At 65.2% G+C, this 26,279-nt stretch carries 22 protein-coding genes; 13 read left to right on the top strand and 9 right to left on the bottom strand.

Annotated features, from left to right (window positions below; translation table 11 throughout):
- Window positions 1-21: 21 nt before the first annotated feature.
- Window positions 22-426: a TIGR02300 family protein gene (locus JQ553_RS04080; protein WP_212498573.1), complete on the bottom strand. Its 405-nt coding sequence runs from the start codon at window positions 424-426 to the stop codon at window positions 22-24.
- A 146-nt stretch (window positions 427-572) separates the two neighbouring features.
- Here JQ553_RS04080 and aroA point away from each other — a divergent pair, with 146 nt between their 5' ends.
- The 9 genes from aroA (at window position 573) to trpB (ending at window position 8,921) form a co-directional block, all read left to right on the top strand.
- Window positions 573-1,910, top strand: a complete 1,338-nt coding sequence (gene aroA, locus JQ553_RS04075) for a 3-phosphoshikimate 1-carboxyvinyltransferase (RefSeq protein WP_212498572.1) — start codon at window positions 573-575, stop codon at window positions 1,908-1,910.
- Entirely contained in the window at window positions 1,907-2,536 is a 630-nt protein-coding gene (gene cmk / locus JQ553_RS04070; protein ID WP_212498571.1) for a (d)CMP kinase, read from the top strand. Before aroA ends, cmk begins: the two co-directional genes overlap by 4 nt.
- Window positions 2,537-2,589: 53 nt before the next feature.
- Complete coding sequence (locus tag JQ553_RS04065; RefSeq protein ID WP_212498570.1) at window positions 2,590-2,730, top strand: hypothetical protein; 141 nt, start codon at window positions 2,590-2,592, stop codon at window positions 2,728-2,730.
- Window positions 2,731-2,952: 222 nt separating this feature from the next.
- Window positions 2,953-4,662, top strand: coding sequence for a 30S ribosomal protein S1 (gene rpsA / locus JQ553_RS04060; RefSeq protein ID WP_212498569.1), 1,710 nt, complete (start codon window positions 2,953-2,955; stop codon window positions 4,660-4,662).
- A gap of 214 nt (window positions 4,663-4,876) precedes the next feature.
- On the top strand, window positions 4,877-5,854 hold the full coding sequence (sppA, locus tag JQ553_RS04055) for a signal peptide peptidase SppA (protein WP_212498568.1): 978 nt from the start codon (window positions 4,877-4,879) through the stop codon (window positions 5,852-5,854).
- Window positions 5,855-6,026: 172 nt separating this feature from the next.
- The gene (locus JQ553_RS04050) at window positions 6,027-6,362 is read left to right on the top strand and encodes an integration host factor subunit beta (protein WP_212498567.1); all 336 of its coding nucleotides are present in this window, start codon (window positions 6,027-6,029) and stop codon (window positions 6,360-6,362) included.
- A 68-nt stretch (window positions 6,363-6,430) separates the two neighbouring features.
- Complete coding sequence (locus tag JQ553_RS04045) at window positions 6,431-6,823, top strand: lipopolysaccharide assembly protein LapA domain-containing protein (protein WP_212498566.1); 393 nt, start codon at window positions 6,431-6,433, stop codon at window positions 6,821-6,823.
- Between the two features lie 65 nt (window positions 6,824-6,888).
- On the top strand, window positions 6,889-7,590 hold the full coding sequence (locus tag JQ553_RS04040; protein ID WP_212498565.1) for a phosphoribosylanthranilate isomerase: 702 nt from the start codon (window positions 6,889-6,891) through the stop codon (window positions 7,588-7,590).
- A 113-nt stretch (window positions 7,591-7,703) separates the two neighbouring features.
- Window positions 7,704-8,921 (top strand): tryptophan synthase subunit beta, encoded by a 1,218-nt coding sequence (gene trpB, locus JQ553_RS04035; RefSeq protein WP_212498564.1) that lies wholly within the window; start codon window positions 7,704-7,706, stop codon window positions 8,919-8,921.
- 79 nt (window positions 8,922-9,000) lie between these two features.
- Here trpB and JQ553_RS04030 read toward each other — a convergent pair whose 3' ends face one another.
- Complete coding sequence (locus JQ553_RS04030) at window positions 9,001-9,345, bottom strand: endonuclease domain-containing protein (protein WP_212498563.1); 345 nt, start codon at window positions 9,343-9,345, stop codon at window positions 9,001-9,003.
- A gap of 72 nt (window positions 9,346-9,417) precedes the next feature.
- Here JQ553_RS04030 and trpA point away from each other — a divergent pair, with 72 nt between their 5' ends.
- The 4 genes from trpA (at window position 9,418) to JQ553_RS04010 (ending at window position 13,428) form a co-directional block, all read left to right on the top strand.
- Window positions 9,418-10,254, top strand: coding sequence for a tryptophan synthase subunit alpha (gene trpA, locus JQ553_RS04025; protein ID WP_212498562.1), 837 nt, complete (start codon window positions 9,418-9,420; stop codon window positions 10,252-10,254).
- 105 nt (window positions 10,255-10,359) lie between these two features.
- A complete protein-coding gene (accD, locus tag JQ553_RS04020) occupies window positions 10,360-11,301 on the top strand; it encodes an acetyl-CoA carboxylase, carboxyltransferase subunit beta (protein ID WP_212498561.1) in 942 nt (313 codons plus the stop codon).
- A gap of 38 nt (window positions 11,302-11,339) precedes the next feature.
- Window positions 11,340-12,641 carry a bifunctional folylpolyglutamate synthase/dihydrofolate synthase gene (locus JQ553_RS04015; RefSeq protein ID WP_409363033.1) on the top strand — a complete coding sequence of 434 codons (1,302 nt, stop codon included), beginning with the start codon at window positions 11,340-11,342 and terminating at the stop codon, window positions 12,639-12,641.
- 46 nt (window positions 12,642-12,687) lie between these two features.
- Window positions 12,688-13,428 (top strand): metallophosphoesterase, encoded by a 741-nt coding sequence (locus tag JQ553_RS04010; RefSeq protein ID WP_212498559.1) that lies wholly within the window; start codon window positions 12,688-12,690, stop codon window positions 13,426-13,428.
- 101 nt (window positions 13,429-13,529) lie between these two features.
- Here the strand turns inward: JQ553_RS04010 and trxA are convergent, their stop codons facing one another.
- From trxA to JQ553_RS03975, 7 genes are all read right to left on the bottom strand, one after another.
- On the bottom strand, window positions 13,530-13,850 hold the full coding sequence (gene trxA, locus JQ553_RS04005) for a thioredoxin (protein ID WP_171712798.1): 321 nt from the start codon (window positions 13,848-13,850) through the stop codon (window positions 13,530-13,532).
- A 114-nt stretch (window positions 13,851-13,964) separates the two neighbouring features.
- Window positions 13,965-17,441 (bottom strand): double-strand break repair helicase AddA, encoded by a 3,477-nt coding sequence (addA, locus tag JQ553_RS04000; RefSeq protein ID WP_212498558.1) that lies wholly within the window; start codon window positions 17,439-17,441, stop codon window positions 13,965-13,967.
- The gene (gene addB / locus JQ553_RS03995; RefSeq protein ID WP_212498557.1) at window positions 17,435-20,581 is read right to left on the bottom strand and encodes a double-strand break repair protein AddB; all 3,147 of its coding nucleotides are present in this window, start codon (window positions 20,579-20,581) and stop codon (window positions 17,435-17,437) included. The genes addA and addB overlap by 7 nt, the downstream gene beginning before the upstream one ends.
- A 120-nt stretch (window positions 20,582-20,701) precedes the next feature.
- Window positions 20,702-21,424: a nucleotidyltransferase family protein gene (locus tag JQ553_RS03990; RefSeq protein ID WP_212498807.1), complete on the bottom strand. Its 723-nt coding sequence runs from the start codon at window positions 21,422-21,424 to the stop codon at window positions 20,702-20,704.
- A 184-nt stretch (window positions 21,425-21,608) separates the two neighbouring features.
- On the bottom strand, window positions 21,609-21,929 hold the full coding sequence (locus tag JQ553_RS03985) for a PilZ domain-containing protein (protein WP_212498556.1): 321 nt from the start codon (window positions 21,927-21,929) through the stop codon (window positions 21,609-21,611).
- Window positions 21,930-22,020: 91 nt separating this feature from the next.
- Window positions 22,021-23,544: a tRNA (adenosine(37)-N6)-threonylcarbamoyltransferase complex ATPase subunit type 1 TsaE gene (gene tsaE / locus JQ553_RS03980; RefSeq protein ID WP_212498555.1), complete on the bottom strand. Its 1,524-nt coding sequence runs from the start codon at window positions 23,542-23,544 to the stop codon at window positions 22,021-22,023.
- Window positions 23,541-26,051 (bottom strand): PAS domain-containing sensor histidine kinase, encoded by a 2,511-nt coding sequence (locus JQ553_RS03975; protein ID WP_212498554.1) that lies wholly within the window; start codon window positions 26,049-26,051, stop codon window positions 23,541-23,543. Before JQ553_RS03975 ends, tsaE begins: the two co-directional genes overlap by 4 nt.
- Window positions 26,052-26,279 lie beyond the last annotated feature (228 nt).

Here is a 26,279-nt window from a genome sequence, read left to right as displayed (position 1 = left end):
GAACACAGTTCTGGATCGATCTCAAGTCTCTTCGTCGCTTCCGACGTCGCCAATGATGTCGGTCACGTCTTCATCGCCCTCTTCCTCGTCGGCGATGAAGGTCGAATCGTCGTCGTCATCGTCCTCGATGGTCTCATCGATCTCGATATCGTCCTCGGATTCGGGAACCACGGCCTTGACCTTCCCGGTGTTCTCCTCGGCGTCGGCTTCCTCGAGCGAGACCAATTCTTCGGCTTCCGCGGCCTCCGGCACGTCGGTCGCAGTCGCGGCGGCGGCAGCGGCGGCGCGGCCGCGCGTCGGGGCGACAGGCGCGATTGGCACGACCTCACCGGTGTAGGGTGAGATAACCGGATTCTTGTTCAGGTCGTAGAATTTCTTGCCCGTCGTTGGGCAAATGCGCTTGGTTCCGAGATCGGACTTGGCCACGTGGAGATCCTGGGAATTTTCCTGAAAAACGGTGTTTCACTTGGCTAGTTGAGGGGCCGCTGTCAATAGCGGTTTGCGCGCATTTGACGGGCGCGTGACGCGGTGTTGCCTATGTGATACCTGCCGCGGCGCGAGAGGACACAATCTTGACCCATTCCGATACCCCGACCCCGCTTGAAGCCCGCGCGAGCGGCCCCTTGGCCGGCCAGGTCCGCGTTCCCGGCGACAAGTCGATCTCCCACCGCGCCCTGATCCTGGGCTCGTTCGCGGTCGGCGAAACCCGCATTTCCGGCCTGCTTGAGGGCGAGGACGTGCTCAACACCGCCAGATCGATGCGCGCGCTGGGCGCTCACGTAGAGCGGATCGCACCTTTTGCCTGGTCGGTCCGCGGGGTTGGCGTCGGCGGCTTCGCTGAGCCCGCAGGGGCGCTCGATTTCGGCAATTCCGGCACCGGTTGCCGCCTGGTGATGGGCGCGGTCGCGGGGTGTCCGATCAAGGCCGTGTTCGACGGCGACGCCTCGCTGCGGAGCCGACCGATGCGCCGCATCCTCGATCCCCTCGAATTGATGGGCGCCAGGATCGGCGACATCCGGGAGAGCGGCCGGCTGCCGCTGACGCTGCACGGCGCGCGCTATCCGGTGCCGATCGTCTACAGGACGCCGGTCGCCTCGGCACAGATCAAGTCCGCCGTGCTGCTCGCCGGCCTCTCGGCGCCCGGCGTCACGGCCGTGATCGAGCAGGAAGCGAGCCGCGACCATACCGAATTGATGCTCAAGCATTTCGGCGCCGAGATTTCATCGGTCAAGGAGGGCAGCCACGGCCGCCGGATCACGCTCACCGGTGAGCCCGAACTGCACGGCGCCGAGGTCGTCGTGCCCGCCGATCCGTCATCCGCGTCATTCCCGATCGTGGCTGCGCTGATCGTCGAAGGCTCTGACGTCATCTTCTCCGACGTGATGACCAATCCGCTGCGCACCGGCCTGTTCACCACGCTGCGCGAGATGGGCGCGTCCATCGAGGAGAGCGAGGTGCGGAGCGATGCGGGCGAACCGATGGCGCAATTGCGCGTGCGAGCCTCCAAGCTGCGCGGCGTCGAGGTGCCGCCGGAGCGCGCGCCCTCGATGATCGACGAATATCTGGTGCTGGCGGTCGCGGCGAGCTTTGCCGAAGGCACCACGATCATGCGCGGCTTGCAGGAATTGCGTGTCAAGGAATCCGACCGCCTCGCGGCGACCGCCGACATGCTGCGCGTCAACGGCGTCAAGGTCGAGATCTCCGGCGACGACCTGATTGTCGAAGGCAGGGGGCACGTCGACGGTGGCGGCCTCGTCGCCACCCATATGGATCATCGCATCGCGATGTCGGCGCTGGTGATGGGCCTTGCCTCGGACAAGCCGGTCAAGGTCGACGACACCGCCTTTATCGCCACCAGTTTCCCGGATTTCATTCCGATGATGCGCTCGCTCGGAGCTGAATTCGCATGATTATCGCCATCGACGGACCCGCCGCCTCAGGCAAGGGCACGCTCGGCAAGCGCCTTGCCCACCATTACGGCTACCGCCATCTCGACACTGGCGTGATCTATCGCGCGGTGGCCTATGCGATGTTGGAGGCCGGCGCCGAACTGAGCAACGAGGTGCTGGCAGTCGCCGCCGCGCTGGAGCTCGATCCCGAGAAATTCGGCAATCCGATCCTGAAAACGCAGACGGTCGGCGAGGCGGCCTCGGTGGTCTCGGCGATTCCGGAGGTGCGCGAGGTGCTGGTCAATTTCCAGCGTCAGTTCGCCGCCGATCCGCCGGGCGCCGTGCTCGATGGCCGTGACATCGGCACGGTAATCTGCCCGCATGCCGACGTAAAGATATTCGTGGTCGCCGACCCTCGGGTGCGGGCGCGGCGGCGGACGCTCGAGGCGCGCGCCCGCGGCGAGAACGCCAATGAGGAGGCGGTGCTCGCCGACATTCTCAAGCGCGACGAGCGCGATCAGAACCGCGCGATCGCGCCGCTGCGGCCGGCCCCGGACGCCCATACCCTCGACAATTCCAACCTCGACATCGAGGCTGGCGTGCGCGCTGCCATCGCCATCGTCGAGTCGGTCCGCGCCAAACGCTGAGGTATGATCCGAGGGCCGCGAAGGCGTTGAAGTGCGACATTTGGAGCGCCGGCATGCGCTGCAGCAGCCTTCTGGCCGCGCAAATCGGGCATTTCCGCTTGCCGAAGAAGGGTCTCGGCGCTATATCAGCGCCGTCCGGGCCAACCATCGACGTGATCGAGGCTGTGTCCGAGCGGGCCGGCGACGGGTTTTAGCCCCTGCCGTATCTGGAGGAATGCCCGCTCCCTGTCTTGAGCTCGATACTTTCGCTTCAGGCCCCGGATAAAATCAAACGTGCCGAACGTGCAGTCATGCTGCCGGCCCGCTGTTGCGCCTCCCGCAACGAGCGGCCGTCGGGGTTTGCGGAACCCTGACACTTCACGCGCGGTGCGCCCATCAACCCGAACGGCCGGCACGATCCCGCACCTGGAGAACAAATGGCTTCGAATACTGCGTCTTCATATAATCCGACCCGCGACGATTTCGCGGCGATGCTTGATGAGTCCTTTGCCGGCGGCAATTTGCAGGAAAGCTCGGTCATCAAGGGCAAGGTGGTCGCAATTGAGAAAGACATGGCCGTCATCGACGTCGGCCTGAAGACCGAAGGTCGCGTCGCGTTGCGCGAATTTTCCGGCCCCGGTCGCGACAGCGATCTGAAGGTCGGCGACACCGTTGAGGTGTTCCTCGACCGCATCGAGAATGCGCTCGGAGAAGCCGTGCTGTCGCGCGACAAGGCGCGCCGCGAAGAGAGCTGGGGCAAGCTCGAGAAGGCTTTCCAGAACAACGAAAAGGTCAACGGCGTCATCTTCAACCAGGTCAAGGGCGGCTTTACCGTCGACCTCGACGGTGCCGTGGCCTTCCTGCCGCGTTCGCAGGTCGACATCCGTCCGATCCGCGACGTTGCGCCCTTGATGAACAATTCGCAGCCGTTCCAGATCCTCAAGATGGACCGTCGCCGCGGCAACATCGTGGTGTCGCGCCGCACGGTTCTGGAAGAGACCCGCGCCGAGCAGCGCCAGGAGCTGGTGCAGAACCTCGAAGAGGGCCAGGTGATCGACGGCGTGGTCAAGAACATCACGGATTACGGAGCGTTCGTTGACCTCGGCGGCATCGACGGCCTGCTGCACGTCACCGACATCGCGTGGCGACGCGTCAACCACCCGACCGAGGTGCTGACCATCGGGCAGACGGTGAAGGTCAAGATCATCAAGATCAACCACGAAACGCACCGCATCTCGCTCGGCATGAAGCAGTTGCTGGACGATCCGTGGCAGGGCATCGAGGCGAAGTATCCGCTTGGCGCCCGCTTCACCGGCCGTGTCACCAACATCACCGACTACGGCGCGTTCGTCGAGCTCGAGCCGGGCATCGAAGGCCTGATCCACGTCTCCGAGATGTCGTGGACCAAGAAGAACATGCACCCCGGCAAGATCGTATCGACCTCGCAGGAAGTCGAAGTGCAGGTGTTGGAAGTGGATTCCGTCAAGCGCCGCATCTCGCTCGGCCTCAAGCAAACCATGCGCAATCCCTGGGAGGTCTTCGTCGAGAAGTTCCCGGTCGGTTCCGTGGTCGAGGGCGAGGTCAAGAACAAGACCGAGTTCGGTCTGTTCCTCGGCCTCGATGGCGACGTCGACGGCATGGTCCACCTCTCCGACCTCGATTGGAAGCTTCCGGGCGAGCAGGTCATCGACAACTTCAAGAAGGGCGACATGGTCAAGGCCGTGGTGCTGGATGTCGATGTCGAGAAGGAGCGCATCTCGCTCGGCGTCAAGCAGCTCGAAGGCGACCCCTTCGCCGAACCGGGCGACGTCAAGAAGGGAGCGGTCGTGACCTGCGAAGTGCTCGAAGTGAAGGAGGGCGGCATCGAGGTGAAGATCTCGGGCACCGACTTCACCACCTTCATCAAGCGGTCTGAGCTTGCGCGCGACCGCAACGACCAGCGCGCCGAACGCTTCGCGGTCGGCGAGAAGGTCGACGCCCGCGTCATCCAGTTCGACAAGAAGGCCCGCAAGGTGCAGGTCTCGATCAAGGCGCTGGAAGTCGCAGAAGAGAAGGAAGCCATCGCGCAGTACGGCTCCTCCGATTCGGGTGCGACCCTCGGCGACATCCTCGGCACCGCGCTCAAGAACCGCGGCACCGACAAGTAAGCGTTCGATCGAGAAGAACGATCGGAGGGGCTCCGGCATCCGCCGGGGCCCTTTCGCTTTCGAGGCCATGTGACCGGATTGCGCGTCGCCACGTCCGGCCTTGCCGGTTACGCGAGCCTTGTTTACTTCATATTGCGGCGCAATTGATGTATTTGGCTAAACGAATGGTGACGCTGCGATTGCAGAAGGCAGTGCGCGCTTCAGGAGAAATTCCATGTCGCTGGATTCAGACGTGATCGTGGATCGCCGCCGACTTCGCCGCAAGCTGACGTTCTGGCGCGTCGCCGCCGCGGTCGTTGCGATCGCCGCCATCGTTGGCTTCGGCGTGATTGCGGTCGGCGGCCGCGGAGTGCTCGCGACCTCGGGCTCGATCGCGCGGGTCACGATCGAGGGATTGATCCGCAGCGATCAGGCGCGCGTCGAGGCGCTTGAGCGGCTCGAGAAGTCGCAGGCCGCGGCCGTCATCCTGCACATCAATTCGCCGGGCGGCACCACCGCGGGCTCCGAGCAGCTCTATCAATCGCTGGTGCGGCTGAAGGCCAAGAAGCCGCTCGTCGTCGTCGTCGAGGGATTGGCCGCGTCGGGCGGCTACATCACGGCGATCGCCGCCGATCAGATCGTTGCCCAGCAGAGCTCGCTGGTCGGCTCGATCGGCGTGCTGTTCCAGTTTCCCAACGTCTCCGAACTGATGAAAACCGTCGGGGTGAAGATGGAAGAGATCAAATCTTCGCCACTGAAGGCTGCGCCGAACGGCTTCGAGCCGACCAGTCCGGAGGCACGCGCCGCGATCGACGCGCTCGTGAAGGACTCCTATGCCTGGTTCCGCGGACTGGTGAGGGAGCGGCGCGGCATGGATGACGTCCTTTTGGAAAAGGTCGCGGATGGGCGGGTGTTCACCGGCCGGCAGGCGGTCGATCTCAAGCTGGTCGATCAGCTCGGCGACGAGAAGACTGCGATCGCATGGCTGGTCGCCGAGAAGAAAGTCAAGCCCGACCTTCCGGTGCGTGATTACAGGCTTAATCCACGCTTCGGCGACCTCACTTTTCTGCGCACAGCAGCATCCGTGACGCTCGATGCGCTTGGACTCGGCGCCATCGCGCGACGGATCGAGGAGGGCGGCCTGGTTCAGGCGGTCGATCGATTCGGACTCGACGGCATGTTGGCCCTATGGACCCCCGCCGGGACCAATTGAACCGCGTGGAAGCGTATCCTTTCGGCGTTTCCCGCTCTGCGGGAAGTCCCTAATTCCCCGATCGGGCTATTTGTCACGTGCTTTCGCGGCGTCCAAAATTGATTTAGCGTCTTGACAGTTCAAGGCATTTTCACGGAAATGGACTTCCGCGAGCTCCCGGATCCCACTTCCGATGATCAAATCCGAACTTGTTCAGCGCATTGCCGAGCACAACCCGCACCTCTATCAGCGGGATGTCGAGAACATTGTGAATGCGATCCTCGACGAAATTGTCGCGGCGCTGGCGCGCGGCGACCGCGTCGAGCTCCGCGGTTTTGGCGCCTTTTCGGTGAAGCACCGTCCTGCGCGCGCCGGGCGCAATCCCCGCACCGGCGAGCATGTGCCGGTGGATCAGAAGAGCGTGCCGTTCTTCAAGACCGGCAAGGAAATGCGCGAGCGTCTCAATCGCGATGGCGACGAGACGGACGCCCCAAAGGGCGACGCCGACGCCTCAAAGGCCGAGGCATAGGCGCGCATCGGTCGGTGCCGCGTCGCGGGTCACGCGTTCGCCAAGCTCGATCTCTATGAGAGATGGTCATGCGAAAATTCTTCACCGCGCTGGTCGTCATCCCATTGGGGCTGATCTTCATCATCTTCGCGGTCGCAAACCGCCATTGGGTGACGGTGTCGTTTGATCCGTTCAATTCCGTAACCCCGATGATTGCGGTTACGCTGCCGCTGTTCGTCGTCATCATCGCATCCGCGATCCTGGGCGTCATCGCAGGCAGCACCGCGAGCTGGTTCCGGCAGCGGCATTGGCGCCGCGCGGCCCGGCAGAACGAGGCCGAGACCCGCCAGGCGCGGGCCGAACTGGCCGACCTTCGGGCGGCCGCGGCCGCTTCCCGCGAGGACGCTCAACGCCGCCAGGCGCAGACCCAGCTCGGCTTTTACGGGTCCGCGGGGCGAGACAAGCAGGGCGCGACGTTGTAGAACCCGCCCCATCGGGCCGGGAGCGCTCCGGGTCCGGCGCCGTCCAAAGAGCCGTTTGAGAGACCATGTCCCTGCTTGTCAAAATCTGCGGCCTGTCCACGCGCGAGACGCTCGACGTCGCGCTTGCGGCCGGCGCTGACATGGTCGGATTCGTGTTTTTTCCGCCGTCGCCGCGCCACCTCGCGTTCGAGGACGCGCGCGAGCTCGGCAGGCAGGCCAAGGGTCGGGCGACGAAGGTCGCGCTGACCGTCGATGCCGACGACGCGACGCTTGAAGGCATCGTCGAGGCGCTGCAGCCGGATATCCTGCAATTGCATGGCAAGGAAACCGCCGCCCGGCTGCGTGACATCAAGCGGAAGTTCGGCCTGCCCCTGATGAAGGCGCTGCCGGTGGAGACGGCAGCCGACCTCGCGCCGCTGCCGGGTTATGCCGACGTCGCCGACCGCATCCTGTTTGATGCCCGCGCGCCGAAGAGCGCCACGCGTCCCGGCGGCCTGGGGGCGACGTTCGACTGGCATGTGCTGGAAAATCTCGATTTCGCCCTGCCGTTCATGGTCTCGGGCGGGCTGCACGCCGGCAATGTCGCGGAAGCTGTTCACATCACCCGCGCGAGTGGCGTCGACGTGTCATCGGGCGTCGAGCGCATGCCCGGCGTCAAGGATCCCGACCTGATCCGTGCTTTCATCAGCGCTGCGCGCGCGGCTGACTCTGCTTCACCTCTCCCCGTTTACGCCGAGAGGTCGACCGCGCAACGCGCGGGCGGGTGAGGGGCAACAATGACCGGGCGCACGGAAAAACCCCGCACCCTGACTCTCTCACCGCAGGAGCGGGGCGAGGGAACGGAAACAGCCGCGATGCGGCAAGAAGAACTGATGGTTCGATGAATCAAAATCTGCCCAATTCATTCCGCAGCGGGCCTGACGAGTTCGGGCATTTCGGCATTTTCGGCGGACGTTTCGTCGCCGAAACGCTGATGCCGCTGATCCTCGACCTGGAAAAGGCCTATGCCGAGGCCAAGGCCGATCCGGCGTTCCAAAAGGAAATGAACGGGCACCTGAAGGACTATGTCGGCCGTCCCTCGCCGCTCTATTTCGCCGAGCGGCTGACCGAGCATCTCGGCGGCGCAAAAATCTACTTCAAGCGCGAGGAGCTCAACCACACCGGCTCGCACAAGGTCAACAACGTGCTCGGCCAGATCATGCTGGCGCGGCGCATGGGCAAGAAGCGCATCATTGCCGAGACCGGCGCCGGCCAGCACGGGGTCGCGACCGCAACCCTGTGCGCGCGGTTCGGGCTCGAATGCGTGGTCTATATGGGCGCGGTCGACGTCGCGCGGCAGCAGCCCAACGTGATCCGTATGGAAATGCTGGGGGCCAAGGTGATCCCGGTGCAATCCGGTGCGCGCACGCTGAAGGATGCGATGAACGACGCCTTGCGCGACTGGGTCACCAACGTGCACAACACTTTCTACTGCATCGGTACGGTGGCGGGCCCGCATCCCTATCCTGCGATGGTGCGCGACTTCCAGTCGATCATCGGGAACGAGACGCGCCAGCAATTGCAGGAGGCGGAAGGCCGCCTGCCCGACTCGCTGGTCGCCTGCATCGGGGGCGGCTCGAATGCGATGGGGCTGTTCCACCCCTTCCTCGACGATCCGTCCGTGGAGATTTTTGGCGTCGAGGCCGCTGGCCACGGTTTGACGCAACTCCATGCCGCCTCGATCGCCGGCGGCCGCCCCGGCGTGCTGCATGGCAACCGTACCTATCTCCTGATGGACGAGGACGGGCAGATCACCGAAGCGCATTCGATCTCGGCGGGCCTCGATTATCCCGGCATCGGCCCCGAGCACGCCTGGCTGCACGAAACCGGCCGCGTTAAATATCTCTCGGCCACCGACGACGAAGCGCTCGCCGCGTTCCAGCTCCTGTCGCGGCTCGAAGGCATCATTCCGGCGTTGGAGCCGGCGCACGCCATTGCCAAGGTGATGGAGCTCGCGCCACAGCGGCCCAAGGATCACCTGATGGTGGTCAATCTCTCCGGCCGCGGCGACAAGGACGTGCCGCAGGTCGGCGACATCTTGAAAGGCAAGAAGAAGTGAGGGACCGAGCACGCGTTTCTCACCTCTCCCCGCCGGGGAGAGGTCGGCCGCGCAGCGGCCGGGTGAGGGGTCTTTCCACTCACTCGAACCGGAGCGAGGTTTCGATCATCTCAAGCACGCCTTCGAGATTTTCGTATACGTCCGTGTTTGAGACCCGCACAATAAGAAAGCCGCAGGCTTCGAGGATTTCCGTCCTTGTCGCATCGCGCCTTTTCTCTGAAGCCGTGGAATGCGTGACACCGTCAACCTCGACAATCAGCTTGCCATCGAGGGTTACGAAGTCGACGACGTACCGGTCGATCGGGTGTTGGCGGCGAAATTGCCATCGCGCCAGCCGTCGGTTGCGCAGCGCCTGCCAAAGCTTTGCCTCAGCGCTTGTCTGTGACGCGCGGAGGCTTCGCGCTCTTGCCTCGAACCGCTCCATCCCCCTCACCCGGCTGCTGCGCAGCCGACCTCTCCCCGGATGGGAGAGGTATAGCACAGCGATTGCCACGTCATGACCACTCGGATCGACACTACTTTTGCCGAGCTCGCCAGGCAGGGCCGCTCCGCGTTCGTCACCTTCCTGATGGCCGGAGATCCCGACGCCAAAACCTCGCTCGAGATCATCAAGGCGCTGCCGAAGGCCGGCGCCGATATCATTGAGATCGGCATGCCCTTCACAGATCCGATGGCCGATGGCCCGTCGATTCAGGCCGCGGGCTTGCGTGCGCTCAAGGGCGGCATGACGCTGAAGAAGACGCTGGAGATGGTGCGCGGCTTCCGCAAGGGTAACGACGCCACGCCGCTGGTCCTGATGGGATACTACAATCCGATCTACATCTACGGCGTCGACAAATTTCTGGGCGACGCAAAGGCTGCCGGCGTTGACGGCCTGATCATCGTCGACCTGCCGCCGGAGGAAGACACCGAGCTCTGCATCCCTGCGATGAAAGCCGGGCTGAACTTCATTCGCCTGGCGACGCCGACCACCGACGACAAGCGCCTGCCGGCGGTGCTCGCAAACACCTCGGGCTTTGTCTATTACGTCTCGATTACCGGCATCACCGGCAGCGCGGCCGCGGATTCCGCGGCGGTTGCGCAAGCGGTGGCGCGGATCAAGCGGCACACCAAGCTACCGGTCTGCGTCGGTTTCGGCATCCGCACCCCGGAGGCGGCGCGGGCGATCGCGCAAAACGCCAATGGCGCCGTGGTCGGCTCCGCTCTGGTCGACGCGCTGCGCAGCAGCCTGGATAGCGAGGGCCGCGCGACGGCCAGGACCGTCGCCGCAGTGACTGACCTCGTGTCCTCGCTGGCTCAGGGCGTCCGTGGCGCCAGGCAGGCCGCTGAATAAGCCACAATTTGCGTTGACAAGGCCGCCAGCGGCGGCTTGCCGGGCTTGGCGCGGCCCGCCATATATCGATGTGATGCGGAAGTGATCCGCATGTCGGAGCGAACCATGAACTGGCTCACCAATGTTGTCCGGCCGAAGATCCGCAACATCCTGCGTCGTGAAACGCCGGAGAACCTCTGGATCAAGTGCCCGGATTCCGGGCAGCTCGTGTTCTACAAGGACGTCGAGGCGAACCAGTTCGTCATTCCCGGCTCGAACTATCACATGCGCATGGGCGCGGTGGCGCGGCTGAAGTCGATCTTCGACAACGAGACCTGGTTCGACGTCGCGCTGCCCGAGGTGACGGCCGATCCGCTAAAATTCCGCGACGAGCGCAAATATGTCGACCGCATCAAGGATGCGCGGGCCAAGACCGGGCTGAACGACGCGATCAAGGTCGGTTATGGCAAGCTCGAAGGTGCCGGCGTCGTGATCGCTGTGCAGGATTTCGATTTCATGGGCGGCTCGCTCGGCATGGCCGCGGGTGAAGCGATCGTGCGTGGGCTCGAGCTTGCGGTCGAGAAGAAATCGCCCTTCATCGTCTTTGCGGCGAGCGGCGGCGCACGGATGCAGGAAGGTATTCTGTCGCTGATGCAGATGCCGCGAACCACCGTCGGCGTACAGATGCTGCGCGAGGCCAAGCAGCCCTACATCGTCGTGCTGACCAATCCAACCACCGGCGGCGTCACCGCATCCTATGCAATGCTGGGCGACGTCCACATTGCGGAGCCCGGCGCGCTGATCGGCTTTGCTGGCGCGCGCGTGATCGAGCAGACCATCCGCGAGAAGTTGCCCGAGGGCTTCCAGCGCGCCGAATATCTGAAGGAGCATGGCATGGTGGATATGGTCGTGCACCGCCACGACATGCGCGCCACGCTGGCGCGGCTTTGCCGATTGCTGACCAAATCGCCGGCCCTCGAGACAGCGTCCAAACCTGTGGCCGCCGTTGCGACGCCGGCCCAGATCGTCACGGCTCCGGAGACGGTGCCGGCCGCGCCGCACGCGTGAACTTATCCGCCGCCAGACCGCAGCCCTCTTTCGAGGAGCTGATCACGCGGTTGTCGGCGCTGCATCCCAGCCGCATCGATCTCAGCCTCGATCGCATGCACGGCTTGATGGAGCGGCTTGGGCACCCCGAACGCAAGTTGCCGCCGGTGATCCATGTCGCCGGCACCAACGGCAAGGGCTCGACCATCGCCTATCTGCGCGCGATCCTGGAAGCTGCAGGCCTGAGCGTGCATGTCTTCACCTCGCCCTATCTGGTACGGCTCAACGAATGCTACCGGCTAGGGGCGGCCGGCGGCGGCAAGCTCGTCAGTGACGACGAATTGCGCGGGACGCTCGAGCATTGCGAGCACGTGAATGCAGGCAATCCCGTCACCATCTTCGAGATAGAGACCGCGGCCGCGTTCTGCCTGTTCGCCAAGCATCCTGCCGATGTCGCGCTGCTCGAGGTCGGTCTCGGCGGCCGACTTGATTCGACCAACGTGGTGGAAACCCCGCTCGCCTCCGTGATCACACCCGTCAGCATGGACCACATGGAATTCCTCGGCGATACGCTGACGTCGATCGCCAGCGAGAAGGCCGCGATCATCAAGCGCAAGGTGCCGGTGATCTGCGCCGAGCAGGCGCCGGAGGCGATGGCGGTGGTCGAGGCGCAGGCGGACCGCATGCGCGCGCCGCTGCACGCAGCCGGGCAACAATGGCATGTCAGCGTCGAGCGCGGCCGGCTGGTCTATCAGGACGATCGCGGATTGTTGGACCTTGCCGCGCCAAGACTGTTCGGCCGGCACCAGTTCGACAATGCGGGCCTGGCGATCGCGACGCTGCGCGCGATCGACGCATTCAAGCTGAATATCGCGGCCTACGAGACCGGCATTGTCAGCGCTGAATGGCCGGCGCGTATGCAGCGTCTGGCCTCTGGCGCGCTGGTCTGCCAGGGACCGCAGGGCTGCGAGGTCTGGCTCGACGGCGGGCATAATGCCGAGGGCGGCCGCGTCACGGCGGCGGCGCTCGGCGATCTCGAGGAGCGCGTGCCGCGTCCGCTCGTCGTCATTGCCGGCATGATGGACAACAAGGATGCCGACGCCTTCCTCGCCAATTTCGCCGGTCTGACGCGCCATATCATCGCAGTCCCGGTGCCTCGCCGCGACAACGGCATGCCGCCGGAACGGCTGGCCGATGCCGCACGCGCACAGGGCATGCGCGTCGAAATCGCAACCGGTGTCGATACCGCTTTGCAGCGGCTCGCCGCGCTCGCTTATGAGGTGCCGCCGCGCATTCTCATCACGGGATCGCTCTATCTCGCCGGACCAGTGCTCGCGGCGAACGGCACGTCTCCTGAATGATGGGTCGCGCACCCACCCCGGACCGGTGAAGGGAGCAACTGGCATCATGCGCTTTGCTGCAATCGCCGACGTGCACGGCAACCATCTCGCGCTGGATGCTGTCATTGCCGACATCCGCGCGCAGGGAATTTTCGATATCGTTGACCTCGGCGATATGGCCAGCGGCCCGCTCGACGCGCGCCGGACGATGGATGCGCTGATCGCGCTCGATGCGGTTCACGTGCTCGGCAATCATGACCGCTATCTGATCGACCGTCCGCCGGAGAAAATGGGTTCATGGGATCGGCCGGCGCATGCGCAGCTCGATGCACGGCATCTCGACTGGCTGCAGGCGCTGCCATCAACGCGCGTCTTTCGCGACGACGTATTCCTCTGCCACGCGACGCCGGCGGATGACGAGGCTTACTGGCTGGAAACGGTGCTACCGAACGGCGAGGTCTGCGCCGCTTCGCTGGAATCGATTGAGGCGAAAGCCGCGGGCGTGACGCAGCCGCTGATCCTGTGCGCCCACAGCCATATTGCCCGAGCGGTTCGACTTCGTGATGGCCGGCTGGTCGTCAATCCCGGCAGTGTCGGATCGCCAGGCTATCGCGATGTCCGTCCCTGTCCGCATGTCATTGAGGCCGGCTCCCCGGATGCGCGCTACGCGATTCTGGAGTGCGTTGACGGCTCTTGGCACGTGACCTTTCGCCATGTGCCGTACGATCACGACGCAATGGCCGCGCTGGCGCGGCAAAACGGCAAGCCGGAGCTCGCATCGGCGCTGGCAACGGGGTGGATACGCTGACTCGACTCGCGTCACCTCACCGCTTTCATTCGACGAGACGCGCAAAAAGGAAACGGCCGGCTCATTGCCGGCCGCCCCACAATTCTTCTAACAGAAGCGGATCAGACCGCAGCGGAAATCCACTGCTGCAGCTTCGCCTTCGGCGCGGCGCCAACCTGGCGCGACGCCATTTCACCGCCCTTGAAAATCATCAGGGTCGGGATCGACATCACACCATACTTTGACGCCGTCTTCGGGCTCTCATCGACGTTGAGCTTCACGATCTTGACCTTGTCGCCCATTGCGCCGGAAATCTCGTCAAGGGCGGGCGCGATCATGCGGCACGGACCACACCACTCGGCCCAGAAATCGACGACCACCGGCCCGGTCGCCTTGAGCACTTCGGCTTCGAAATCGGCGTCAGACACCTTGCCAACGGCCATGGGATTACCTCGTTCAGTTGAGATGGAAGACGCTTGGGAATCGCGCCCCGGGAGCATGCCCAATACCTATGAACGCCGCGTTGCCGGGTCAAGCTTGGCCGTCCCGGCATCGTCTTATGCCAGCCCGGCGTCCAGCGCGGGGGCCGAAATCTCCATCATTTCAGGCGTTTCGGTCCATAACAGCGCCGCCCGGACCGGGAGTTGGGGATAAAGCTTCGAGAGCACCGCCCGGTATAGCGAAAGCTGCCTGACGTAGCCCCTCGGCGCCGCGGCGGCCGTCTCGGGTGGGGCGTGGTTGGTCTTGAAATCGACGATCAGAACCTCCTTCGGTGTCACCACCAGCCGGTCGATCTGGCCCGAGATGAGCGCCATGGGCTCGCCCGGCCGCTCCAGCCGGCCGACGATCGAGACCTCCGCGCGGCTGCCGGGCGCAAACACCGCCGCAAAGCGCGGGTCCACGATCAGGTCGAGCACCTGTCCGGCAAGCGCCGCGCGTTCCTCTTCGCTCCAGCCATCGGCATTGCGGGCGAGATAGAAGAGCGCGGCGGCGCGCCGCCGTTCCGCGGCGACATCGGGCAGCGACTGCAACAGGCGATGCACCAGCGTACCGCGTTGCAGGGCGCGGGCACGCAACGTGACGGATTCGCCGGTTCGCACGTGATGGCCGTCGTCACCGGCGGGATCGGATGGACGCAGCAGCCCCCCTCCCGCCGTCTCGGGCGCGGCCGGCGTGCGCAACCATGCCGGCAATGCGATCGACGATGTCAGGGTCGGAGCCGCGGCGCCTGTGACCGCCGCGCCATCCTCCACCCGCGAATAGCGTTTCACCTTGCCCGCTGGCGTCTCCAGTTCCTCGAGCCGCAGCTCTGAATTGGCGAGGCCTTTCGTGATCAGGTCGTACCAGGAGGATTTGCGCACCGTGGTCGTGTTGCCGGGCTTGCAGCCGCCGACGATCAGTCGATCGGCGGCGCGCGTCATCGCGACATAGAGCAGGCGGCGATATTCGTCCTCGGTGTCGGCGAGCATCGCCTTGCGCGCTTCGGCGACGCCGGGCGGATCATCCGCCTTCTTGCCCGCCCACACGACGACGCCGGCCGCTTGCGGCGCGGCGTTGCCCTGCGGCAGGTGAATCAGCCGCAGCCGTTGCGTATCCGACGGCGAGGTCGTGGTATCAACCAGGAACACGACCGAGGATTCCAGTCCCTTGGCGCCGTGTACGGTCATGACGCGGACCTCGTCACGCGAGATCTCCATGTCGCGCTTAACCTCGGTGTCGGCAGCGCGCAGCCAGGCTACAAAGCCCTGCAGCGAGGCTGGCGCCTTGCGCTCATAGTTCAGTGCGAGCTCGAGAAATTCGTCGAGCGCGTCATTGGCCTCATGCCCGAGCCGCCGCAGGATTCGCGCCCGTCCGCTGTCGCCGCCGAGCAGCCAGGCATAAAATGCAAACGGCGTTTCATGGGGAAAGCGGCGCTCGCATTGTTCGAGACGGCTGAGCACGGCGCTCAAGCGCTCATCGGCCGGCGCATGCGCGGCGAGCGACTCGCGCAGCGACCCACGCCGCTGCCACGCGAGCCTGAACAGATCGTCGTCGGTCAGGCCGAACAGCGGGCTCTTCAGAGCGACCGCCAGCGCGAGATCGTCCTGCGGCAGCAGCAATGCGTCCGCAAGGTTCATCAGGTCGATGATCGCGATGTGCTCGGTGAGCTTCAGCCGGTCGGCGCCGGCGACCGGAATATTGGCGTGCTTCAGCGCCTGGATCACGGCATCGAACGCGTTGCCGCGCCGCCGCACCAGGATCAGCATGTCGCCATAGCGCAGCGGTCGGCGCGCGCCAGCGCTGCCAGTCGTGACGCCGCTCTCGACGAGGCGCTTGATCTCGGCCTGGATCCGCTTTGCGAGCTTCACTTCCGGGCTTGTCACCGACACGCCGTCAAACGGCGCGCGCCACCCCTCGATATCCTGCCTGTCGTCGGCCTGCGCCAGGTCCCAGAGCTCGATCAGGCTTGGGCCCGCATCCGCCATGGCGTTGTGGATCGGATATCCGTTCTCGACGGCATGAATGCTCCGGAAGATCTCCTGCTCGCGGAACACTTGGTCGACCGAATGCAGGATTGCAGGGCCTGAGCGGAACGAATAGGTGAAGGAAACCGGATCGAACTTCAGCCCGGCAGCCTCGAACCGCCTCTTCAGCTCGCGGCGGCGCAGGTCGAATTCGCGCGGCGCGGCCCCCTGGAACGAGAAGATAGACTGCTTCTCGTCGCCCACGGCAAAGACCGTGCGCACCAGGCCGTCGCGCGCACCAGCGCCGGAAGTGAATTCCGAGATGATGTGCGCCACGATGTCCCACTGCCGCGGGCTCGTATCCTGTGCCTCGTCGATCAGCACGTGGTCGACACCGCGGTCGAGCTTGTAATGCACCCAGCCGGAGGAGACGCGGTCGAGCATCGCCAGCGTCTTGTCGATGAGATCGTCATAGTCGAGCAGACCGCGTTCAAGCTTTTCGCGGCGATAGCTGGCGGCGGCAGCGGTTGCGATATGGATCAGCGCCTCGGTGCGGTCGCGTACCATCACCGCGCGACGCCGTTCGATCAGGGGACCCAGACGATCAATCTCTGACTCGAATCTCCGACCGGCGGCTGCGTTATGCTTCACGAAGCCATTCGTTACGACCGAAGCTCGAGGGGTGCGATCATCGGTGAGAAACACTCCGAGGTATTCGTCGACTTGAGCGGCGCCGGTGAAATTTAGCGCACCGCGCAACCGCGCGGCTTGCTTCTGATCCGCCTTGCTGCCGGTGTCGAGGACCGAGGCCATCTCCCGCCAACTCGATCGCGGCAGACAGGGACCGTCCACGATATCGCGTTCGGCATCCTCGATGCGATCGTTGGGGGAAACGCCGAGCGCGGCCGACACCTGCGCGGCGGCGGACGCCGCGCCGCCCGCGGTATCGGTCCAGGCCATGAAGTGATCGCGGCTCAGGCATGCCTCGCGGACCACGTCCTTGAAGGTGACGTCAGCGGCGCTCGCCATCGCCGTCATCAGCGCGCGGCCGATAGCGCTGTCGGGATTGCGCGAGGCTTCCAGGAATACGGCGAGATTGGCGCGCTCCATCATCTCGTTCTGCTCGCGCTCATCGAGTACGGCGAAGCGCGCCGGCACGTTGGCCTCGAACGGAAACTGCTGCAGCAGACGCGTGCACAGCGCGTGGATGGTCTGCACCTTGAGCCCGCCCGGCGTCTCCAGCGCGCAGGCGAAAAGCTTGCGTGCATCGCGCCGGAGCCTTGCGTCGGGATGGGCGATGCCGACCTCGCGGATCGCGGCATCGAGCGCGGTATCGTCGAGCGTGACCCAATGACCGAGGGTCGTGAACACGCGCTCGGCCATGTTGGCGGCAGCGGCCTTGGTGAAGGTGATGCAGAGGATCTTTTCCGGCGGCACGCCGTCGAGCAGCAGGCGGATAACGCGTTGGACAAGAACGTGCGTCTTGCCCGAGCCGGCATTGGCTGACACGAAGGTGGACGCCTTGGGATCGGATGCGCGGGCTTGCGCGTCGCGCACCGCTGACGGGACGGGGCGGGGTGCTTTCACCATTCCTCGATCCCCAGGCCGCCGGCCGCGGACCATTCCTTGATGCGGGCAAGGTCGTCATAGGTGCCATAGCGGTTCGCCCACATCGACAGGTTCAGCGAGGTGTAGGCCTGCCGCTCATCCTCGAAGGCGCGGATCAGCGCCGCCAGTTTGCGCAGCGCGCCGTCGGCCGCCTCGTCCGGCGGCTGCGGGGTGTCATTGGGGCGGATCTTCAGCTCCAGCGAGCGCTGCTCGCCCGGCGGATTGTTGCCGCTGAGCCTGACATAGGCGAGCTCGCCGACCGGGGAGTCGGCCCCGATGCCGGGAAAGCCTCCCTCGCGCAGGATCGCGGCCTCCAGCGTGAGCTGCGGTGACAGGCCCATGCGCACCTGTTTTCCGGTCGGCGGCTGCCCGGTCTTGTAATCGAGAATCGCGAAGCTGCCGTCGTGCCGCCGCTCGATGCGATCGGCGCGGGCCGAGAGGATGAAAGTGCGCTCGTTATCGAGGGGAATGGCGATCTCGCCACGGATCTCGGCCTTGATCATGTCAATCTGGTCGCGCCGCGCAGTTTCCCATTCGGCAAACCACGCCGCGATGCGCTGGAAGCGCGGCCACCACAGCGCGCGGGCCTCGGGCCGCTCCATCAGGGGCGCAAAATGCTTGCCGCCGATCTCGCGCAGCGCACGCCTGATGTCGTCGGGCAACATATCGGCATAGACTTGCGTGAACTCGCCAAGCGCTTCGTGGATCGCCGAGCCGCGATCGGCGGCCGACAGCGGCATGTCGACGGGATCGAGCGGATCGAGCCTCAGGATGTAGCGGGCATAGATCGTGTAGGGATCGCGCAGCCAGTCCTCGATCGCGGTGACCGACATCCGCAGCGGCCGTGTCCCGCGCGGCGGCCGCGGCTCGGGCTGCGGGATTGGCTCGACCTTGTCGGGCCGGTCGAGCTCGGCGGCATATTGCACATAGATGTCGCCGGCCGATTTCGCGATTCTCCAGCGCGTGTCGCCAGCGACCGCTTCCAGCCGATGCAGGAAGCGCGAGGCGACCGCCGGCGCGCCGCCGACCTTGGCCGCATGGGTGAGGATCACCTCATCATGGCCGAGCAGTTGCGCGAAGTCGTGTGCGGAGAGGCCGATTCGACGTTCGGGGAGGTCGAGGCCGAGCTCGTGCCGCATCGGCCGGCTCAGCCAGGGATCGACCCGTGGCGCCGGCGGCCACACGCCTTCGACCAGCCCGCCCAGGATGACGCGATCGGATTCGGTGAGACGGGCTTCGAGCTGGCCGAAGATATTGAGTTGCGTGCGCGAGGATTCCGGCCGTCGCACCATGCGGTCGGCGAACGCCGTCTGAAATACGTCGGGATAGTCGGCAAGCGACGTCATCAGCCCGCTGGGCTGCTGCCTGGCGAGCAGCTCGTCAAAGGCCGATGCCAGCGCCTCGCCCGCACGCTCCTCGAACGCGACGGAGATGCCCTGCTGGTCGCACGACAACGCAATCAGCGCGTCGCGATGCCGCGACGCCAACTCGGCGAAATCATGCGGCTTCGATGCCGCGACGCCTTCCAGCGGCGCCAGCGCCGCCTGCAGCCTCGCGATCAGCGCCTGCGCTTGGTTGAGATCCTTGTCCCGCAGGCGCGCGCGCTGCTCCTGCGCGTGCAGCGACGAGGTTTCGCCGTGGTGGAGCTTTGCGAGCTCGGCACGGAAGCGTTCGAAATCGCGTGCGAGGCCGCCGCTGCCGGCCTGCGGCCGTGTGCCGCGCAGCAGGGCGATCTCAAGCACTTCGATGGCGCGCTTGAGCGCGCCTTGCGCGCCGCCGAGCCGGAATAGCGGATGCTTGAGCAGCGCCAGCAATGTCGGCGGCTCCAGCCCCTTCGCAGCCGCCTCCGCGGTGAGGCGGGCAAACACGCCGGCCGGCGTCTCCATCAGCGCGTCACCGCCGGAATCGTCGAACTCGAGATTCCAGCGCATCAGTGACGCCATCACCCGCCGCGCCAGCGCGCGGTCCGGGGTCACCAGCGCCGCCGATTTGCCGAGATGCCGTGCCTCGCGCATCGCCACTGCAATTGCGAGCGCTTCCATCTCCGGATTGGGCGCCTCGATCACGGCGAGATTGGTCATGCCGGCGGCAATGCGTTCGACGATCTCCGGCCGCTCCAGCCGGTCGTGCCATTGCGCTGTCGCTGTCGATGGCCGCATCGTTTCCGACACCAGAACGTCGCGGCCGCGCGGCGCGGCTGCTGCCAGGATCTCGACATCGCGCCGCTTGATGCCGAAGCGGTCGAGCAGGGTGTGCATCGCAAATTGCGGATGGTTCGACGAGGGCGGCATCGTGAATTTGCCTTGCGCATCGCGCTCGCCGCCGATCGTGTCCCAGGATTCCTCGTCGAGATCGGTGTCGAGCCCCGGCAGCACCACGGCGCCGTTTTGAAGTTTCGCCACTGCGTGCAGGAATCTTGCGGTAGCGGGCATCGAGCCGGTCGAACCGGCTGCGATCACCGGTCCGGCGTGATGCTTGCCGAGCCGTGCGGCTTCCGCCTCGATCAGGAGATCGCGCCGTGCCGCCGGCTCGATCTTGCCGATTTCCTTCAGATAGTTCGGCCACGCATCGCGCGCGATGCGCAGGAATTCCAGCGAATGTTGCCAGTATTTGTCGAGTTGGTCAGGTACGAGCCTGTCGAGCGCGCGCCAATCGACGCCACGCGTGACCATGTCGTCCATCAGCCGCGCGAGGTCGCCGGCGAGTTGCAGCGTCGAGGCCGGGCCTCCAACCACAAGCGGAGACGATACCGGCGTCTTGGCCCAGGCCGCGACCAGATGCGCGAGCGTCAGGCGTCGTTCGAGTTCGCCGAGCTTCGGAGGAATATCGAGCAGCGCCGCGCCGCCGACTTCGTCTGACTGGTCGGCGAAGGCGAGTTCGTCCTCATCGATGTCGCCCAGCGCGACAATGCGCGGCAGCACGGCGGCATCGGCTTCCAGCACGTCGAGGAAGATTTCGCGCGCCAGCCGCCCGGCGCGCCGGGTCGGCAGATAAAGCGTGGCCCTGGCAAGCTTCGCCGGATCGCCGCGCGCCTCGAATCCCTCGACCAGCCGGCCTTCGACCAACGCCGAGATGACGGTGCGCAAGAAGGGCGCGGAGATAGGAACGCTGAAAACGCGCATGGGCTGCCTGATTCGGAATCAGGCGCCAATATAGGGAGCGGCAGCCGGTTGGTCATGGCCGGTAGGACGGTCATCCCCGTTCCCCACTGTCATGCCCCGCTCGGGCGGCGGCGGATTGTTCTACGCCACGCTCTCCAAAAACGCCTCTTCCGCGGCCTGGACCGCCTCCGGGGTTCCGACATGCATCCAGACGCCGTCGAGACGGAGGCCGAACAGCCGCTCCTGGTCGTTGGCGCGGTCGAACATCTTGGTCAGCGAGAATTCGCCGGTGGGCGCGTCGGCAAACAGCGCCGGCGACATGATCGCCGCGCCTGCATAGACGAAGGGGACCACCTGGTGCTCCCGCCGCTTGCGCAGCGCGCCGTCGGGCAGCATCGCGTAATCGCCGCGGCCGCCATAGCCAATGCTGCTGGTGGTCGGCGCCATCAACAGAAGGATGTCCATGCATGCGGGGTCGAAGATCTCGGCGAGCCGCGCAAGATTGGACCGCACGCCGTCGATCCACATCGTGTCGGCGTTGAGATGGAAGAAGGGTGCATCGCCGAGCAGTGGTAATGCCTTGACGATCGCGCCGCCTGTCCCCAGCACCTGGTCGCGCTCGTCGGAGATGATCACGCGCGGGCGGCCGCGGGTCTTGACATGCTCGATGATCTGGTCCGGCAGATAGTGCACGTTGACGACAGCTTCGTCGACGCCGACACAGGCAAGCTTGTCGAGCACGTGGTCGAGCAGCGGTTGGCCCGCGACGCTCACCAGCGGCTTCGGCATTGTGTTGGTCAAGGGTCGCATGCGCACGCCGAGGCCGGCGGCGAGCACCATGGCTTTGTGGGGGGTAACTGGCATCTTCCGGACGGTCTCAGTCATTATCTTCCTGCACCCGCAATCATATCACGGCGATTCGGCAGGCACATAAGTCAGACGCCATAGTCATCGGACATGACGGCCGTAAGACGACTATGGCGCAAGAACCTCTTGGTTTGAACGTGATCTTGTCGGAAAACCGGTCTCCACTTTTCGGAATCGCGCCTTAGGCGTCCGCGGCCTGAGAGCCGCGCTTGGCCATTTTCTTTTTCTTGTCGCCCGGTCTCAGGAAATTGACGCCGATCTGATCGCCATTGACCCAGGCCAGCTCGCACCGCCGGTAGGCCAGTCCTGTAGACGACAGCAGAAGGAAAAACTCTTTCAGGTGCAGCCCCTCGACCGATCCGTCGACGGTGAGCTTGGCACCGGTCTCGGACACGTCTTCCATGACGCAATCGCGGCGCCAGGTGCCATCGATGCCCATCATATGAGCCGCGATACCGCGCTCGAATGTCACCCGATCGCCCTTGCGCCGCTCCGCCGCCATCCCGTGGTCCTGCTCCGGATCCGGCCGCTCCAGTAGACGGAGCACGGCCTCCGTCAGCGTAGGCGGTCGAGGGCTAACAACCGGTAAAAACCTACGGGTCCGGAGTCGGGACGTTGGCTGCATACCAGTGGCGGAACTCCGCGAGCGCCGGGTGGGCCAGCGACCGATTGAGGTAGGTCCAGATCCGCGGCTGGTGTTTCAGGTATTGCGGCTTGCCGTCGCGCCGGTTCAGCCGGGCGAAGGTCCCGAGCAGCCTTGTGTTGCGCTGCGCCGACATGATGGCGTAGAGCTCGGCGAGATTGGCCGGATCGAAGCCGTCGTCGGTCATGCGCCGCGCCTTGATGTAGCGGGTCAGGAGCGACAGTTCGAGCTGTTCGGGCACGTCGATCCGCGCATCCTGCAACAGCGACACGAGGTCGTAGGTCGCGGGGCCCAGCAGCGCATCCTGGAAATCGATGATGCCGACGCGCTGGATTCCGGTGCGCTCGGCGAGCCATATGATGTTGGGCGAATGGAAGTCGCGCAACACCCAGGTCGGCGTCGCCGCAGCCGGCTTCTCCAGAAGCGTCCGCCACATTGCGAAGAATTCGGTGCGGAGCTGGTCGCTCGGCTGGACGCCGCGATCGGGCAAATACCATTCGAGCATCAGCCCGATCTCGATCAGCCAGGCGTCGATGTCGAACACCGGCATCTCGTAGCTTGTCTCGGGCGTCAGCGGCAGCGCGGTCGGCAGCGCCTCGCGATGCAGCGCCGCCAGCATGTCGATCGCAACCTCATAGCGCTCGGCGATCGGCTGCGGTGGATCGCCTTCGATCACGCCGGCGCTGCCGAAATCCTCGGTGATGAGGAAGCCGGCCTCGAGATCGGTGTGCCGGATCGCGGGCGCGGAAAACCCGTGCTCGCGCAGGCCATTTCCGATCGCGACGAACGGCCTGGCATCCTCGGCGAGATGCACCGCAGCGCTGTAGGATTTGCCGTCGTAGATCGCCGGACCATCCGGCCGCCGCGGCGCGTTCATCAGGATGGCGGTGCCGTCGTCGGTGCGCAACCTCGCATAGGAACGCGTCGAGGCGTCCCCCGGCATGCGCAGCCGCTTGGCGCCGATATAGCCGGCGTTATCCAGGAACTGGCGCAGCAGCTTCAGCCGTGTGACTTTTGCCGCGGCCTTCCCGTGACCGGTAATCTCCGCCGCACGCGCTGTCGATCCCAGCGCAGGACGATGGCTGAAGGCGATGTCGATGCGGTCCTCGGGCAGCGCGTCGGGCGCGCGCTCCGGCCACTCGATCAGCGCCACGATTCCCTCGGGCAACGGCGACAGCTCGATCTCATCGAGCTCGCTCGCATCGTTGATGCGGTAGAGGTCGGCGTGAACCAGCGGAAACGGCGGCAGCTCGTAGCTTTGCGCGAGCGTAAATGTCGGGCTTGGCACTTCCAGCGTCTCATCGTCGGCAAGATGACGGATCAGCGCACGCGCGGCGGCGGTCTTGCCGGCGCCGAGATCGCCGGACAGCGTGATCACGTCGCCGGCGCCGATCAGCAGCGCGAGATCAGCCATTAGCTCCGCTGTCGCGGCTTCGTTCGCGAGCGCCACAGAGAATGTGGTGATCGCAATCATTCGGCGGCGTTGCGATGTGCGGTCTGGTCGGTCGGGAAATCGCAGGTCACGGTCGTGCCCTTGCCGACGGTCGAATCGACACGCACCCGGCCGCCATGCAATTCGACAAAGGAGCGCACCAGCGACAGGCCTAGTCCGGCGCCGCGGTGCCGGGAGCCATGGGAGTGACTCTCGAACCAGTTGAAGACCTTGTCGCGCATTTCAGGCGGAATGCCGGGGCCGGAGTCGGTGACCGCGAACACCACACTGTGCGCGTTCCGGCGCGCGCTGATCGTGACGGTGGCATCGTGCGGCGAGAAGCCGACCGCATTGGCAAGCAGGTTGTAGAGCACCTGCACGACGCGCCGCTCGTCACCGATGAAGCCGCCGATGTCAGGTTCGATATTGACCTTGAGTGCGATGCGATCGGTGGCGAGCCGGTCCTGGATGCCTTCGGCGGCGGCCTCGATCGCCTTGCCGATATTGACCGGGCCAAGCTCGAGCTTCATCGCACCGGCATCGATGGTGGCGAGATCCAGGATGTTGTTGGTCAGCGCGAGCAGCGCGTTGGTCGATTTGGTGACGTAGTCGAGATATTCGGCCTGCTTCGGCGTCAGCGGGCCGGTCGAGGGATCGCTGAGGAAGTGCGCGAAGCCGATGATGGTGGTGAGCGGTGCACGCAGCTCGTAGGAAACGTGGTGGACGAAGTCCACCTTTATCTGGTCTGCGGCCTCGAGCGCCTCGTTACGCTCGCGCAGGGCGCGCTCGACATTCTCGGTGTCGGTGATGTCCTGGAAGGTCAGGAGCGTCGCGCCGTCCGGCAGTGGAATGGTCATGCAGTCGAGCACGCTGCCATCCTTGCGCTCCAGCTTGAGCGCGACCTGGGCGCGGTTCTCGATTGCGGTGATGGATTCGCGCAGGGTTCGCCACGTCAATGCGTCATCGTAGAGCGGTTTGCACATCGCCTCCACGGTCTCGATATGCGGCTCCTCGTGCAGCGCGTCGGGTGGAAGCTTCCATAGCTTCGCGAAGGCCGGATTGGACAGGCGGGCGCGGCCGTTGCTGCCGAACACCGCGACTGCCTCGCCGAGGTTGTCGAGGGTTTCGCGCTGTACCCGCGTCAGGCCGTCGAACCGGCGCGCGAGGTCGAGGCTCTCGGTGACGTTGTCGAACAGATAGGTGACGCCGCCTTCGAGGTTTGGCGTGGTGACGACGCTGACCGCTCGGCCGTCCGGCAGGAACCAGGTATAGGTCTCGGATTCGACCGCGCGATAGGCCTCGTGCAGCTTGGCCTTCCAGGCGCGGAAATCCGGCTGCTCCGGCAGCTTGCGGTTGGCGCGCAGGCGGTCGAGAATACTGGAATCATCCGGGTTGCTGTCGAGGAAGGACTGGTCGAGACCCCACAGCCGCCGGTAGGATTCATTGTAAAAGGCAAGGCGGCGGTCGGCGTCGAAAACCGCGACGCCCGAGGACAATTGGTCGAGGGTGCGCCGGTGGGCTTCGACCATCCGCGTCATTGCCGCACGCAGCGCCGCTGCCTCGCTGGCGTCGATCGCGATGCCGGCGCTGCCGCCGCTAAGCCTGAGCGCCTGCACGTCGTAAATCCGCCGCTCGCCGCTGACCACGATCGGCAGGCGGGCGGCATAGCTCGCATTGTCGTTCAGCGAGCGGATCAGTTCGGTGCGCTGGTCGCTTTCGAGCAGTTCGAGGTTACGATGGAGCGCATCAGCAACGCTTGCGCCCTCGGTCGCGTGGACATAGGCCGCGTTGGCATAGCGCAGATTGCCTTGAGCGCTCTTGGCCCAGATCGGCCATGGCGCGGCCGCCGCGAAGTCGCGAAGCAGCTCGGTCTCCTCCATCAGCGCCTTGTGGCGCAGGTTGGCTTCGGCGAGCTCGCGGCGTAGCCCGCTGAGCTCGCGAATCCGCACGATGGCTCGGCCGCCGATCGCGCGCCCCATCGCCTCGATGGCGCGGCCCGCCGACGTCGAGAGATTGAGCAGGAAGGCCTCGCCCTTTTCGCGCAACGCGTCGACCGCGTGATCCATCTGCAGCGCCGGCTCGGGCGGCAGCCAGGTTCCGAAGGCGAGGATGCGCTGCGGGGAGCTCTCCTGCGACATCACGAGCGAGATGTCTCCGCTGATCTGCGGCCGGTCGTCGCCGGCGGCCCAGGAGATCAAGACCTGCGGCTCGGCGAAAAGCAGCGCGCGCAGGCGGTCGGATTGCGCCTGGAGGTCCGATATCTCGGAGCGCAGCCGCGCCTCGTTTCCGGTTGCGCGCACGCGGGTGCGCATCAACAGGATCGCGGCGACGACCGAAAAGCCGACGAGCGCCAGTGACGTCGCCAGAGCCGCGACCTCCTCGTGATTGAAACCGAACAGAACGGAGATCACCCGGGACAGGGTCAGATCGGAAGCGAACGCCGGAGCGGCCGGCAGCAGTGCCGCGATGGCAAGCCCGATCATGCCGTCGCGCGCCAGTGAGGTGCATGACAGCAGGGTTCGACGCATCGCCGCGACTACGCCCGACATGGTTTGCCCCAGAACGCACAACTCCCGAGCATGATCCGGACCGGCGGCCCCCGCCAAAAGGATACCGGCTTTCCGGCGCAATCATGCCCAAGCAAGACAATGGAGTCCGGCGAAGACCCCCCGCCGGGCTCGAATCAAAAGAGAATAGTCCCAACGGGAGTCGGCGAGTAAGAGTCCAGACCGTGAACGCGGAATCGGCTGTGAAAAAATGCGGGCGCGCGAGCACCT

It is taken from the genome of Bradyrhizobium lablabi (genome assembly GCF_018131005.1).
GTDB lineage: Bacteria > Pseudomonadota > Alphaproteobacteria > Rhizobiales > Xanthobacteraceae > Bradyrhizobium > Bradyrhizobium lablabi_D.
This window is presented reverse-complemented; position numbering and strand designations above follow the sequence as displayed.

What these genes read in the sequence shown, in the direction of transcription:
- cmk (WP_212498571.1), top strand. Translation starts at nt 1,907, where the DNA reads ATGATTATCGCCATCGACGGACCCGCCGCCTCAGGCAAGGGCACGCTC.
- JQ553_RS04065 (WP_212498570.1), top strand. Translation starts at nt 2,590, where the DNA reads ATGCGCTGCAGCAGCCTTCTGGCCGCGCAAATCGGGCATTTCCGCTTG.
- rpsA (WP_212498569.1), top strand. Translation starts at nt 2,953, where the DNA reads ATGGCTTCGAATACTGCGTCTTCATATAATCCGACCCGCGACGATTTC.
- sppA (WP_212498568.1), top strand. Translation starts at nt 4,877, where the DNA reads ATGTCGCTGGATTCAGACGTGATCGTGGATCGCCGCCGACTTCGCCGC.
- JQ553_RS04050 (WP_212498567.1), top strand. Translation starts at nt 6,027, where the DNA reads ATGATCAAATCCGAACTTGTTCAGCGCATTGCCGAGCACAACCCGCAC.
- JQ553_RS04045 (WP_212498566.1), top strand. Translation starts at nt 6,431, where the DNA reads ATGCGAAAATTCTTCACCGCGCTGGTCGTCATCCCATTGGGGCTGATC.
- JQ553_RS04040 (WP_212498565.1), top strand. Translation starts at nt 6,889, where the DNA reads ATGTCCCTGCTTGTCAAAATCTGCGGCCTGTCCACGCGCGAGACGCTC.
- trpB (WP_212498564.1), top strand. Translation starts at nt 7,704, where the DNA reads ATGAATCAAAATCTGCCCAATTCATTCCGCAGCGGGCCTGACGAGTTC.
- JQ553_RS04030 (WP_212498563.1), bottom strand. Translation starts at nt 9,345, where the DNA reads ATGGAGCGGTTCGAGGCAAGAGCGCGAAGCCTCCGCGCGTCACAGACA.
- trpA (WP_212498562.1), top strand. Translation starts at nt 9,418, where the DNA reads ATGACCACTCGGATCGACACTACTTTTGCCGAGCTCGCCAGGCAGGGC.
- accD (WP_212498561.1), top strand. Translation starts at nt 10,360, where the DNA reads ATGAACTGGCTCACCAATGTTGTCCGGCCGAAGATCCGCAACATCCTG.
- JQ553_RS04010 (WP_212498559.1), top strand. Translation starts at nt 12,688, where the DNA reads ATGCGCTTTGCTGCAATCGCCGACGTGCACGGCAACCATCTCGCGCTG.
- trxA (WP_171712798.1), bottom strand. Translation starts at nt 13,850, where the DNA reads ATGGCCGTTGGCAAGGTGTCTGACGCCGATTTCGAAGCCGAAGTGCTC.
- addA (WP_212498558.1), bottom strand. Translation starts at nt 17,441, where the DNA reads ATGGTGAAAGCACCCCGCCCCGTCCCGTCAGCGGTGCGCGACGCGCAA.
- addB (WP_212498557.1), bottom strand. Translation starts at nt 20,581, where the DNA reads ATGCGCGTTTTCAGCGTTCCTATCTCCGCGCCCTTCTTGCGCACCGTC.
- JQ553_RS03990 (WP_212498807.1), bottom strand. Translation starts at nt 21,424, where the DNA reads ATGCCAGTTACCCCCCACAAAGCCATGGTGCTCGCCGCCGGCCTCGGC.
- JQ553_RS03985 (WP_212498556.1), bottom strand. Translation starts at nt 21,929, where the DNA reads ATGGCGGCGGAGCGGCGCAAGGGCGATCGGGTGACATTCGAGCGCGGT.
- tsaE (WP_212498555.1), bottom strand. Translation starts at nt 23,544, where the DNA reads ATGATTGCGATCACCACATTCTCTGTGGCGCTCGCGAACGAAGCCGCG.
- JQ553_RS03975 (WP_212498554.1), bottom strand. Translation starts at nt 26,051, where the DNA reads ATGTCGGGCGTAGTCGCGGCGATGCGTCGAACCCTGCTGTCATGCACC.